This window comes from Streptomyces sp. NPDC059564 (assembly GCF_042735575.1).
GTDB lineage: Bacteria > Actinomycetota > Actinomycetes > Streptomycetales > Streptomycetaceae > Streptomyces.
Genome location: NZ_JBHWBP010000212.1, coordinates 756 through 13,111, shown reverse-complemented (window position 1 = coordinate 13,111; position 12,356 = coordinate 756). Strand labels below are relative to the sequence as shown.

Annotated in this window: 14 protein-coding genes; 9 read left to right on the top strand and 5 right to left on the bottom strand. The window is 73.2% G+C overall.

Translation table 11 applies throughout. The annotated features are described in order from the left end of the window. On the bottom strand, positions 1-487 hold a 487-nt coding region (locus tag ACFV0Q_RS28115), incomplete at its 3' end, for a hypothetical protein (protein ID WP_385009156.1). A gap of 165 nt (positions 488-652) precedes the next feature. Between ACFV0Q_RS28115 and ACFV0Q_RS28110 the strand changes: the two genes are divergently transcribed. The 7 genes from ACFV0Q_RS28110 to ACFV0Q_RS28080 all read left to right on the top strand — a co-directional run bounded on the left by ACFV0Q_RS28110 (position 653) and on the right by ACFV0Q_RS28080 (position 7,941). Next, a complete protein-coding gene (locus ACFV0Q_RS28110; RefSeq protein WP_385009155.1) occupies positions 653-1,216 on the top strand; it encodes a TetR/AcrR family transcriptional regulator in 564 nt (187 codons plus the stop codon). A 208-nt stretch (positions 1,217-1,424) separates the two neighbouring features. Continuing rightward, a complete protein-coding gene (locus tag ACFV0Q_RS28105) occupies positions 1,425-1,838 on the top strand; it encodes a hypothetical protein (protein ID WP_385009154.1) in 414 nt (137 codons plus the stop codon). Beyond that, a complete protein-coding gene (locus ACFV0Q_RS28100; RefSeq protein WP_385009153.1) occupies positions 1,835-2,599 on the top strand; it encodes a transcriptional regulator in 765 nt (254 codons plus the stop codon). The genes ACFV0Q_RS28105 and ACFV0Q_RS28100 overlap by 4 nt, the downstream gene beginning before the upstream one ends. Positions 2,600-2,670: 71 nt before the next feature. Next, positions 2,671-3,120, top strand: a complete 450-nt coding sequence (locus tag ACFV0Q_RS28095; protein WP_385009152.1) for a roadblock/LC7 domain-containing protein — start codon at positions 2,671-2,673, stop codon at positions 3,118-3,120. Positions 3,121-3,217: 97 nt separating this feature from the next. Further along, entirely contained in the window at positions 3,218-3,592 is a 375-nt protein-coding gene (locus tag ACFV0Q_RS28090; RefSeq protein ID WP_385009151.1) for a hypothetical protein, read from the top strand. A gap of 185 nt (positions 3,593-3,777) precedes the next feature. Continuing rightward, a complete protein-coding gene (locus tag ACFV0Q_RS28085) occupies positions 3,778-7,341 on the top strand; it encodes a CDP-glycerol glycerophosphotransferase family protein (protein ID WP_385009150.1) in 3,564 nt (1,187 codons plus the stop codon). A gap of 117 nt (positions 7,342-7,458) precedes the next feature. Further along, positions 7,459-7,941, top strand: coding sequence for a VOC family protein (locus ACFV0Q_RS28080; RefSeq protein WP_385009149.1), 483 nt, complete (start codon positions 7,459-7,461; stop codon positions 7,939-7,941). Between the two features lie 9 nt (positions 7,942-7,950). Here ACFV0Q_RS28080 and ACFV0Q_RS28075 read toward each other — a convergent pair whose 3' ends face one another. Continuing rightward, entirely contained in the window at positions 7,951-8,685 is a 735-nt protein-coding gene (locus tag ACFV0Q_RS28075) for an NAD-dependent deacetylase (protein WP_385009148.1), read from the bottom strand. Positions 8,686-8,854: 169 nt separating this feature from the next. Between ACFV0Q_RS28075 and ACFV0Q_RS28070 the strand changes: the two genes are divergently transcribed. After that, positions 8,855-9,298, top strand: a complete 444-nt coding sequence (locus ACFV0Q_RS28070) for a hypothetical protein (protein WP_385009147.1) — start codon at positions 8,855-8,857, stop codon at positions 9,296-9,298. Between the two features lie 99 nt (positions 9,299-9,397). Then, the gene (locus tag ACFV0Q_RS28065) at positions 9,398-10,243 is read left to right on the top strand and encodes a GNAT family N-acetyltransferase (RefSeq protein WP_385009146.1); all 846 of its coding nucleotides are present in this window, start codon (positions 9,398-9,400) and stop codon (positions 10,241-10,243) included. Positions 10,244-10,254: 11 nt separating this feature from the next. Here the strand turns inward: ACFV0Q_RS28065 and ACFV0Q_RS28060 are convergent, their stop codons facing one another. The 3 genes from ACFV0Q_RS28060 to ACFV0Q_RS28050 all read right to left on the bottom strand — a co-directional run bounded on the left by ACFV0Q_RS28060 (position 10,255) and on the right by ACFV0Q_RS28050 (position 11,887). Continuing rightward, positions 10,255-10,698 carry a subtilase-type protease inhibitor gene (locus ACFV0Q_RS28060; RefSeq protein ID WP_385009145.1) on the bottom strand — a complete coding sequence of 148 codons (444 nt, stop codon included), beginning with the start codon at positions 10,696-10,698 and terminating at the stop codon, positions 10,255-10,257. A gap of 227 nt (positions 10,699-10,925) precedes the next feature. Then, positions 10,926-11,387, bottom strand: a complete 462-nt coding sequence (locus ACFV0Q_RS28055) for a Crp/Fnr family transcriptional regulator (protein ID WP_385009144.1) — start codon at positions 11,385-11,387, stop codon at positions 10,926-10,928. A 197-nt stretch (positions 11,388-11,584) separates the two neighbouring features. Continuing rightward, the gene (locus ACFV0Q_RS28050) at positions 11,585-11,887 is read right to left on the bottom strand and encodes a hypothetical protein (RefSeq protein WP_385009143.1); all 303 of its coding nucleotides are present in this window, start codon (positions 11,885-11,887) and stop codon (positions 11,585-11,587) included. Positions 11,888-12,356 lie beyond the last annotated feature (469 nt).

Here is a 12,356-nt window from a genome sequence, read left to right as displayed (position 1 = left end):
GGGTGTCCAGCAGGGCCGCGCGCAGCTCCCGGTCGCGCTCGCCCCGCTCGGCCTCCGCCCGCAGGTACGCCTCCGACGCGGCGTCCGCCATCTGGTCCAGTACGTCCCACAGCACGACCGCCCCCGGCAGCAGCCGCGGCAGCTCCGCCCGGTCGTGCGCGGCCACCGCCTCGGTGAGGGACTGCCACAGCAGCCGCCCTCCGTACCGGTAGGTCCGCCGCAAGGAGGCGAGCGGCACCCCCTGGCCGGCGCGCAGGGCGCCGGTGGCCCGGGCGTCGGCCAGCTCGGCCGGCAGCCCCCGGGAGCTGCGGACCAGCCCCTCGACGGCCTGGCTCAGGGTGAGGTGGATCCGCTCGCGCAGTTCGGCCCGCCCCAGGAGGGCGGCGTAGGCGGGATCCTCGGTCAGCGTCCGGTCGGTGAGCCGGTCCGCCGCGATGGCGATCCGGCGGTTCAGGTCCTCGCGTATCTCCTCGATGATCCGCTCCATGACGGGCAGGGTGACACGGGCGGGGGGCCGGTGGGGAGGGCCCGGGGCGCGAAGGTCCTCGAGTGTGCGCTGAGCACTGCGCATGCAGTACTTTCGGACGGCCCCGCCGAACGGCCCGCCGAATGGCACCACCGGACGGCATCCACCGCACCCCCGGGATCCTCCATGCGCCAGAATCCGGAACGCCGAGCCGCCCTGCTCGACGCCGCCATCGAAGTCCTGGCGCGCGAGGGCTCACGGGGCCTGACCCTGCGCGCCGTGGACAAGGAGGCCGGGGTCCCCACCGGGACCGCCTCCAACTACTTCGCGCACCGCGGCCAGCTGCTGGTGCAGATCCTGCACCGCACCCGCGAACGGCTCACCCCCGACCCGGCCGACCTCGAAGGCCCGCTCGACACCGAGACGCTGCTCCGCCGCCTGCTGGAACGGATGCGCCGCGAACGCAGCGTGCACATCGCCGTGCTGGAGCTGCGGCTGGAGGCCACCCGCCGGCCCGAACTCCAGGTGGAGCTGGCGCGGTTCCTGGGCGCGGAGCTGGAGGCGAACATCGCCGGGCACCTGGACGCGGGCCTGCCGGGGGACCGGGACGGCGTGCTGCTCCTCTACTTCGCGATGCTCGGCCTGCACCTGGACGACCTCACCCTGCCCACGCTGGCGGACGCCCACCCGGTGGACCGTCTCCTCGGGGTGATGGTGGAGCGTCTGCTTCCGGGGCCCCCCGCCGCCTGACTCGCGGCCCGTACGCTCGCCGATCACGTTCTTGATCACGTTCTTGATCAGAAACGGACGGGTTCCGGCCAAGCTGTCACGCGCTACCGCGCATGTTCCAGCGGAAAATGCCAGAACGCCCTTTCGCAGAGTGGAACTTGAGTAAGTTCCCTTCTTGTCGCGCCGCACGACCGTGCACACAGCACGTGCGGCCGGGAGGGGAGCCCGCGTGCCCGGGATCGACGAATGCCTGCTCGAAGCCATGGCCCTGCCTGGTGCGCGCGGGGCCGCGCTGGTCGACTGGAGCAGCGGACTGGCCCTCGGCACCGCCGGGGACTCGCCCGTCGGCGACCACGAGACCACCGCCGCCGAGACCGCCGAACTGGCCCGGGCGGCCGCCGAGTACGAATCCTTCGCACCCGCCCCGGGCGAACCGGGCTCCGTCGGCGGACCCCCCGCCTCCGGACCGCCCGTCGAGGACCTCATCGTCACCACGCGCACCGGCTACCACGTGCTCCGTTTCGTCGAGACGAGCTTCGACAGCAGCGTCTTCCTCCACCTGTGGCTGGACCGGACCGACGGCAACCTCGCCCTCGCCCGCCACAGACTCCGCGCACTGGCCGAAGGACTCGTGCTCAGATGACCACCGCAGTCTCCCCGCTGCTCACCCGCCTCGCCGCCGAACGCGCCACCGGCGCCCTGCTCCGCGACCGCGGCACCCTCTTCCTGGAGGACGGCCGCATCGTGCACGCCGAGAGCCCCGCCACCCCGGGCCTCGACGTCCTGCTCACCACCGGCGGCGGACTCGCCCCCGAACGCTGGAACGAGGCCGTGAACGAGGCCGGCGCCCGCCGCCAGGTCGCCCGCTTCCTTGTGGACAGCGGCGGCCTCGCGGGCGGCGAGCTGGAGATCTGCCACCTCGCCGCGATCTTCGACGCCGCCTTCTTCGCACTCTCCCCGGGCAGCGGCCCCTCCCGGTTCCGCCGCGGCGCCACCCACTGGATCGGCTCCGTCCGCTCCGTCGCGGCGGCCGCCGTCGAACGCGAGACCAGCCGGCGCCGCGAGCTGCTCGACGCCGTGTGGCCGTACCCGCTGCTGGACATCTCGCCTGTGGTGCCCCGGGAAGCCGCGCCCGGCCAGACGGTCACCGCCCGGCAGCGGATCCTGCTCGGGCACGCCGACGGCGTACGGACCCCCGCGGACCTGGCCTGGGTGCTCGGCCGGCCCGCCTTCCACACCCTGCTCGACGTACGAAGACTCGCGGCCGCCGGGCTCGTCGAGACTCCGTACGTCCGGCCGGTCCCCGAACCGGCCCCATCCCTGCCCGACTGGATCACCGAGGCCCAATCCCCGGACGTGGCTCTGCTCCGCCGGTTACGCGACGCACTGGAGGCAAGTCTGTGAGGCTCCCGCTGCGACCGGTTCTGCGAGCCGACCGTTCCGAGCGGAGGCAGCCCGAAGGGAGGAAGGCCGACATGTTCACGGCGATGGTGTCCGCCGAGGCGGAAGCCGAGATACTCGCCGAGCTCCGGCGGCTGCGGGCCCGCGTCCCCCAGCTCACCGGGGCCCTCGCCGCGAGCGCCGACGGGCTGGTGCTCGCCCAGGACAGCGCCGCCACCGAGGCCGAGTCCGTCGCCGCCCTGACCGCCGCCGCGCTCGGCGTCGCCCAGCGGCTCAGCGACTGCACCGGCCAGGGCGGCTTCCGGGAGCTCCTCGTACGGGGTGAGCACGGGTACGTCGCCACGTACGCCGCGGGCGACGCGGCGGTCCTGACCCTGATCGCGGAGCCGCGCGTCAACGTCGGACGCCTCCACCTGGAGGCCCGCCGCTCCAGCCTGCGCATCACCGAGCTGATAGCCCACAGCCTCGGCCGACGCGGGCCGGGCAGGCTGCCGCCGGCCGGTGAGGCCGGGCCGGCGTCCTGAGGCCGGGCCGCCGCCCTCCTTACTTCTCCCGTAGCAAACGACAGCACGTCAGCCCGTCCCGTACCGGGACACACCACAGCAGAAAGAGGAACCCCTCATGGTCAACGTCGAGACCGCCCTCAAGGAAGCCACCACCACCATCGACGGCGCCATCGGCGCCGCCCTCGTCGACTACGGCAGCGGCATGGCCCTCGGCACCATCGGCGGCAGCAAGGAACTGGACCTCTCGGTCGCCGCGGCCGGCAACACCGACGTGGTCCGCGCCAAGGTCCGCGCGATGGAGATGCTCGGCCTGAACGACGAGATCGAGGACATCCTGATCACGCTCGGCAACCAGTACCACCTGATCCGGCTGATGAAGGCGCGGGGCTCCAGCGGCTTCTTCCTCTACCTGGCCCTCGACCGCGGCAGGGCCAATCTCGCGATGGCGCGGCACCAGCTGAAGAAGATCGAGGCCGAGCTGGAGATCTGAGGACGGCCCGTGCGGGTCGCGACGGCGCGGTGGCGGGCGGTTGAATTCTTTGCCGTCCGCCCCGGCGGCCCCCAGGCATATGTCCGCGATGGGCGGAATTTATCATCCTGTTACAGAGTAAGATGCTGTAATCAGCTGATCATCAACTCATCGACAAAGTAAAAACGCTGGAGAACCCGCCACCCATGCCCCCGCGCCTGAGCATCGTCGTCCCCGTCTACAACGTCGAGCTCTACCTCGACGAGTGCCTGGAGTCCCTCGCAGCTCAGACGTTCGACGACTTCGAGGTCGTGATCGTCGACGACGGGTCCACGGACACCAGCGCCGCCCTCGCGCAGGCCTTCGCGGAGCGTGACAAACGGTTCCGGGTGGTCCTCCAGAAGAACGCGGGCCTGGGCGCGGCACGGAACGTGGGCTTCCGGCACGTCGCCGACGGCACCGAGTACGTGGCCTTCGTCGACAGTGACGACACCATGCCCCCGCACGCGTACGAGCGGCTGATCGCGGCCCTCGACGAGACCGGCTCCGACTTCGCCGGCGGCAACGTGCGGCGCTTCCGCTCCGTCGGCATGCAGCAGTCCTGGGGCCACCGGATCGCATTCGCTAACACCCGGCTGAAGACCCACATCTCCAAGTTCCCGGCGCTGGTCACCGACCGCACCGCGTGGAACAAGGTCTACCGGCGCAGCTTCTGGGAAGAGCACGGCTTCGCGTACCCGGAGGGCATCCTCTACGAGGACGCCCCCGTCAGCATCCCCGCGCACTACTTCGCGAAGAGCGTCGACGTGATCGACGACGTCGTCTACCACTGGCGGGTCCGCGAGACCGGCGAGCGCTCCATCACCCAGCGCGCCACCGACCCGGTCTCCCTCACCGACCGCGTGACCTCCGTACGCCTGGTCCGCGAGGCCCTCCTCGGCAAGCAGGGCGAGAAGTACGCCCGCTACCTGCGCGACTACGACCGCAACGTGCTGAGCGAGGAACTCCCGCTCATCTACAAGTACGTGGGCGAGGCCGGCGCCGACTTCCGCGCCGCCTTCGTCAAGGAGGTCGGCGGCCTCATCCGGGAGATCGGCACCGAGCCCTGGAGCGACCTCACCGTCGCCGACCGCCTCAAGGCCTACCTGGCCCGCGAAGGCCGCGTCGAAGAGTTCATCGCCCTCCTGCAGCACCAGAGGGACTTCACCTACAGCGTCCCGGTCAAGGGGCTGGCCCGCCCGCAGGCCGACTACCCCTTCCTCAAGGCGCCCGTCCCCGCCAAGCTGCTGACCCTCGGCCCGCGCGAACGCCGCGTCGTGAGCCGGCTGGAGCAGGCCGCCTGGAGCGACGGCAAACTGCTGCTGCGCGGCTACGCGCTGCCGGGGCACATGGGAGCGGAGAGCCGCCTCGGCTCGCGCAAGATGCTGATCTTCCGCGAGAACGGCAAGCGCCGCCGCACCGTCGTCAGCACCCGTACCGTCGCCTCCCCGATGGCCACCGTGAACAGCCCGCACCTCGCCCTGCGGCACGCGGACTGGGCCGGATTCAGCGCCGTCGTCGACCCCACCGTCTTCCAGTCGGGCGGCAAGTGGCGCGAGGGCATATGGTCCACCTCCATCGCCGTCACCGGCGCCGGAGGCCTGCACCGGGCCCGCCTCAAGGGCGGCGAGCACGACAGCGGCCTCACCCCGCCCGCCTACTGGGCCACCCCCGACGTCCGCATCCTGCCGACCGTCTCCGGCGTCCTCACCGTCCAGGTCGAGATCGTCCGCGCCCGCGTCCTGGACGTCCGCGCGACCGGCGACGACACCCTGGAACTGACCGGAGAGCTGGCCGCCGAGGCCGGCGCGGACGCCACCCTGGAAGCCAAGCACGCCGGCAACGTCCTCACCTTCCCCCTCACCACCGCCGCCGCCCGCCCCGGCGGCCGCATCCCCTTCACCGCCGTCGTCCCGCTGACCGCACTGGCCACCGCCGTACCCGAGGGCCGGCAGCAGGCGGGCGAGTGGAGCCCCCAGGCCTGGACCCTGTCCGTGGTCCGCGCCGACGGCACCCGCCACCCGCTCGCCCACGACGAGCGCGGCGGCTTCACCGGCCTGGTCTCCCCCCTCCCCGGCGACGGCGCCGAGCGCACCGTCTTCGCCAAGCGCGGCATGAGCGGCCACCTGGTCCTCTCCGTCCAGGCCTCCCCGCCGCTGGTCGACACGGTCACCGCCCGGGAGGGCACCCTGACCCTCGGGGGCACCTTCCGCGCGCCCGCCTCCACCGCCGGCGAGCCGTACGAACTGGTCCTGCACAACCAGTACGGCATGGAGTTCAGCTACCCCGTCACCCGCGACGGCGACCGCTTCGAAGCCACCTTCGAGCCGGTGCTCCCCGAGCCCTACGCCGGCCGCACCACCCTCCCGCAGGGCCGCTGGTGGCCCACCCTGCGCCCGGTGGGCCGGGGCGGATCCACCGCCGGCCTGCTCGGCGTCGACCGCGGCGCGCCCGTGCAGCTCGTCGCGCCCGTCCTCACCTCAGGGCCGCACCCGATCACCGTCCTCGGCCGCCGGATGCGCGTCGAAGCCCGCCTCCACGACCGGATGGCGCTGGTCTGCGACCCGCTCCTGAGCCCGCACGACCGCTCCCACCACGCCCAGCGCGTCGCCCGCGACGTGACCTACCCGGCCCAGCGCGCCCTGCCGGTCAAGGACATGGTCGTCTACGACACCTTCAAGGGGAACGGCGCCGGCGACTCGCCCCGCGCCATCCACGAGGAACTGCTGCGCCGCGGCGAGAAGCTGGAGCACGTCTGGCTGGTCCGCGACGGCCGGGCCGAGGTCCCGCCGACCGCGCGCGCCGTCCAGTACGGCAGCCTGGAGGCCTGGGACGTCCTGGCCCGCGCCCGCTACTACGTCGTCAACGACAACGTCCCGCTGCCCTTCTTCCGCCGCCCCGGCCAGACCGTCGTCCAGACCTGGCACGGCACGCCGCTGAAGCAGATCGGCTACGACTTCACACACGACTACTACACGAGCCCCGAGGTGCTGGAGGGCCTGCGGCACGACAGCGCCCAGTGGTCGCTGCTCGCCTCCCCGAGCTCGTACGCGACGCCCATCCTCCAGCGGGCCCTCGGCTACGACGGCCCGGTCGTGGAGTCCGGCAGCCCGCGCACCGACGCCCTGGTGCGCCCCGACGCCGCGCGGATCGCCGAGGTGCGGCGCCGGCTCGGCCTGCCGGAGGGCAAGAAGGTCGTCCTCTACCTGCCGACCTGGCGCGAGAACCGCCTCGGCTGGTCCGGCGGTTACAAGCTCGACCTGCGGATCGACCTGGACGCGGCCCGCCGCGAACTCGGCGAGGACCACGTCCTGCTGGTGCGCGGCCACCACAAGGTGGGGGAGCAGGTCCGCGAGGGCGTGCGCGACGGCTTCGTCGTCGACGTCTCCCGCTGGCCCGACACCACCGACCTGCTGCTCGTCGCCGACGTGCTGGTCTCGGACTACTCCTCCGCCCTGTTCGACTTCGCGCTGACCGACCGGCCGATCCTGCTGTTCGCGTACGACCTGGAGCACTACCGGGACACGCTGCGCGGCTTCACCTTCGACCTGGAGGCCAAGGCCCCCGGCCCGCTGCTGAAGGACTCCGCGAGCCTGATCGCGGCCGTCCGCGACGCCGACGCGGTGGGCGCCGAGTACGCGCAAGCGCGGGCGGCGTTCCGCGCCGAGTACTGCGACCTGGACGACGGCCGGGCCACCGAGCGGGTCGTCGACCGCATGCTCCAGATGTAGCCCGAACGGGTGAACGTACGGACAGGTCCCGCGCCCGCCGATGCGTTCCGGGCGCGGGACCGGTCTGTATGTGAGGAACGGGGTTCCCGTCCCTCACGCACCTGCCTGGAGGCAGTCATGACCAGCAAGGGATTCACCACCTGCCTGTGGTTCGACGGCGACGCGGAGGCCGCCGCCGACTACTACCTGTCCGTGTTCAAGGGCGGCACGCTCGGCCGGATCGGCCGCTACCCCGAGGGGAGCCCCGGCCAGGCGGGCGAGGTGATGACCGTCGAGTTCGAGATCAACGGACAGAACTTCGTCGGCCTCAACGGCGGCCCCGAGTTCCAGTTCACCGAGGCCATCTCGTTCCAGGTCAACTGCGAGGACGAGGCGGAAGGCGACTACTACTGGGACGCCCTGACCAAGGACGGCGGCCAGGAGGTCGCCTGCGGCTGGGTCAAGGACCGGTTCGGCGTGTCCTGGCAGGTCATCCCGCCCGGTGTCATCGACCTGATCAACGACCCGGACCCGGGCCGCGCGGCCCGCGCCACCGCCCCCAAGATGAAGATGAAGAAGCTCGACGTGGCGGAGCTGCGCCGCGCCGCCGACGCCTCCTGACGCCTCCCGTCAGGACGCCCGGGCCGCGATCCGGTCCAGCAGCGCCGGCAGGGCGGTCCCGATCGGCTCGCGGACGATCTCGTCGGCCAGCGCGTCGTACGGGGTCTCCTCGGCGTTCACGATGATCAGGCGGGCCCCCGCCTCCGCCGCCATCCCGGCGAGCGAGGCGGCGGGCTGCACCTGGAGCGACGTACCGACGGCGATGAACACCTGACAGCCCTTGGCCACCGCCACGGCCCGCGCCAGCACCTCCGGGTCGAGCCGCTCGCCGAACATCACGGTCGCCGTCTTGAGGATCCCGCCGCAGTCCGTACAGGCCGGATCGGGCTCCCCGGCGGCGACCCGGGCCAGCGCCCCGTCCAGCCCGGAGCGGGCGTGGCACCGGGTGCAGACCACCGACCGCGCGGAGCCGTGCAGTTCGAACACCTTCCGCTCCGGCATCCCGCCGAGCTGGTGCAGCCCGTCCACGTTCTGCGTGATCACCCGCACCGGAGTGCCGCCGCGCTCCAGTCCGGCGACGGCCAGGTGCGCCGCGTTGGGCTGCGGTGCCGCCGACCACACCTCGGCGCGCATCAGCCAGGAGCGGCGGCGGATCTCCGGATCGGCCATGTAGTACTCGTACGTCACGAGCTTCTCGGCGCCCGGCTCGCGCCGCCACAGCCCCTGCGGCCCCCGATAGTCCGGAATCCCGGAATCGGTGGACATCCCGGCCCCACTGAACACTGCGACGAGCGGCTTCCCCATGCCCCGACCCTACGCAGCGCCCGCCCCGCGCCGCGACCCCATTCCGCGGGGCCCGGCGCCGGCCGGCGGGGGCGAAGGGGCGATTCTGCGGTGAATCTCCGCGCCCAGCGGAGTGAGCCCGCGCCGCGCCCCCACCCGGCGGGGGCGGGCGACCCGCTACAACCCGGACATGACGCTCATGCCCCACCGCTCCGGCGCCCTGCTGCTCGCCCTCTCCGCGACCCTGCTCCCCCTGCTCGCCTCCCCTTCCCCGGCGGCCGCCCTCGCCGACCCGGGACCGCTGCGTTACCACCGGCACGGCGCCGACGAGATCACCCGCTTCCTCACCTCCTTCTACGGGCACCACGGCCCCACCCCCGAGTACCGGACCCACCGGATCTCGCAGCAGCTGAAGGACAAGCAGGCCCACAGCCCCGACGCCGACGTACTGCTCTGCGCCCAGGACCGCCCGCAGGACATCAGCGTCGGCCCGGCGACCGTCGCCCAGGCGGCGGGCGTCGGCTGGGCCACCGTCACCACCTCCTGGGGCTCCGGGGCGATCGACACCTTCACCGCCTACGTGCGTCTGGACTCCGTGCCCATCGCACTGGACGACGTGATCTGCGCGGGCTGATCCGCACCGGGGAGGCCGGTCCCGCCCGCCGCGCCGGCCTCCTGACGGCCGGTTCCGCGCCCCTGCGGCGGCCTCCCCCCTTCTGGTACAACACCGGGCATGACGGGATTCGAGATCGCCGGCGCGAGCGCCGCCGACATGGAACTGCTCCGCAGCTGGGCCGAGGCCGAAGGGTGGAACCCCGGGGACTCCGACCGCTTCGCCTTCGCGGTCGCCGACCCGGAGGGCTTCCTCGTCGGCCGGCTGGGCGGGGAGCCGGTGGCCTGCGTCTCCGCCGTGCGCTACGGGGACGCGTTCGGGTTCATCGGCTTCTACATCGTCCGCCCCGACCTGCGCGGCCGGGGCTACGGCATCCGGCTGTGGAACGCCGCCACGGAGCGCCTCGCAGGGCGGCTCACCGGGCTCGACGGTGTGGTCGAGCAGCAGGACAACTACCGTAAGTCCGGGTTCCGTTCCGCCTGGACGAACATCCGCTTCGAGGGGGCCCCGCACCCCGGCGAGGACGACGGCGCGGTGGACACCGTCGACGCGGCCTCGCTGCCCTTCGCCCGGCTCGCCGCCTACGACCGCCGCTTCTTCCCCGCCCCCCGCGACGCGTTCCTCTCCGCCTGGACCGCCCTGCCCGGCAGGACCGCCCTGGCCGCCGTCCGGGACGGCCGGATCGAGGGCCTCGGCGTGGTCCGCCCGTGCGACGGGGCCTCCCGGATCGGCCCGCTCTACGCCGCCACGCCGGAGGCCGCCGCCACCCTCGTACGGCGGCTCGCCGGGTACGCCCCCGGAGGGGAGGTGGCCGTGGACGCACCCGACGTGAACCCGGCCGCGGCCACCCTGCTGGCCGGGCTCGGGCTCACGGCGGCCTTCGAGACCGCCCGCATGTACACCGGCCCGGCGCCCGAGGTGGACACGGCCGGACTGTACGGGGTCACCAGCCTCGAACTGGGCTGACGGCCTCGGCCTCAGACGCCGAAGAGCACTCCGGTGCTGGCGTGCAGGCCGCACGGGTTGCCGAACGTGTAGGTGTAGCTCAGCCGGCGCCCCTGCCACACGCCGTCGGCGGTGACCGTCACCGGGTTCCACTCCTTGGTGCACCGGATGTTCGCGCGGGGCGCGGTGAGGGCGTCCAGGGCGGGGCCGTTCGCCTTCAACTCGGCGCAGGCGGCGGCGGGGTCGGGGTGCGTGCCGCCGGCGCGGGGTGCGCACACCAGTGTCGCCGCGCGCAGCACCGTACCGTTCGTGGCGTCCGGTCCGGCCGTCACGCTGATCACGAGCGCGGACGGTGCGTACAGGCTCTGCGTACCGGACGGAGCCGCGTCAGCGGCACCGGTGCCGGCCAGCGCGGTGAGGGCGGTGAGCGCCATTGCTCCGGAAGCCAGTCCCAGACTCCTGGTGATGGACCGCATTTCGAACACTCCTCGGCTCGGTGTTTCGGATAACGGACGCGAGTCTTGCCCATCCGGAGCGGGAACGCCCGTTCGTACCGCTGTTTCTCGTCACCGATCGTGAGTGCGTGAGTGCAGTCCGCAGCCGTGCCACCCGTCGTGACCTGTGGGGGAGCGGGCCGCCGAAACGGCTGAACACACCCCCTGGAAAGGGGTTGGCACGGTGGATTCGCGGTTTCAGGAGCCTGTCAGCGGGTCGCCCCCGCGCGCGGGGCGTACAGATCGATCAGCCTGGTGCGGGTCTGCTGGAGCCGTACCGCGAGGACCCGCCCGACCCAGTGGCCGACGGCCGAGCCGAAGGCGGGATCGGCGTCCATGAGCATCCGCACGGTCGGCCCGTCGAACTCGTAGGCCCGTACCAGGGTCATCGCCTCGGCGCTCAGCTGCCACACGTACGGCGGGAAAAGCCAGGACCAGCCGACGAGCTCGCCGGGTCCCAGGCTCTCGACGGGAGCGGCCCGGCGGCCGGGCACCGGGGTCTCCAGGGTCACCGTGCCGGAGCGCACGATCCAGAAGGAATCCGCCCGGCCACCCTCGTCGAAGAGGCGCGCGCCCTCGCGGAAATTGACCTCACGGGCTTGGGACATCAGCCGGCCCCGGTGTTCGGCGGACAGGACGGCGGCGATCCGGATGGGGGAAGGTGTGCTCACGACAGCCTCCGATCACGACCCCCCGAACCTGCTGGTCCCCCCAGTGTCGCCGACCCCGGTCCGGATCACGGCATGCCGCGGCCCGGGTCCGGGCGGCCGGTACGGTCGGTCGCCCGCCGCCCACCGAGGGTGCGGCCCCCGCTCCGGAGCGTCGCCCGCATCCCACCGGAGGAAACCATTCCGGCCGGGCCCGGGGGCTACTCCTCGGCGTTGGCCTCCAGGCAGGCCAGCTCCATCGCGTCGAGCACGGCCTCGTGGCTTCGCTGGCTGAGCTCCGCGACGTTCTCGATCTGCGCCGTCGCCCAGGCGGCCAGGGTCATCACCAGCACCCGCAGCCCGTCCGTGCCGTGCTCGGCGAGGATCGCGTCCGCGACGACCATGGCCTCCTCCGGCACCTGTTCCGGCGGCTCCAGCCCGGCCAGCCCGCGCAGCATCGTGAGGGTGCGACGGGAGATCTCCGGGGTCAACCCCGCCAGCCGCATGTCTTCTTCGTCGTCCATCAGCCCCGCCCTCCGACGCCCGTGCGGGCCCCTTGGGGCACCGTAGAGGCAGGCGGCCCCGCGCGGGGCCGTTTCGCCGGGCCGGGCCCACGGGCGGGGGTGGCGGCGGGCTGGCCCGGGTTGACGGCCCGGTGGGCGGCGGGCCTGGCGTACGAGGACCCGCTCGGCGCCGTGCCCGGGGTACGAGGACCGGGCTCGGCGCCGGCCCGCCGCCCCGTTCGGCGCCGGCCTGCCGCCCCGTCCCGTACCGCGGAGCGGCGTCGTGCCTTCCCTGTCGGGCGACCGGCCGGTAACTTGTGCGCCGCAGCCGCCCGGACCGGGGCGGCCGGAGCCGGCGGGAGCCGACATGAAGAGCCTCATACGGGTGGTGCTGAGCGTCCTGCTCGTGGCGGGCGGCGCCCTCCCGGCAGCCGCCGCCAGCGCCCCGGCCGCCAGCGCCCCCGCGGCAGTGGATCCGGTCCGGGCCGCC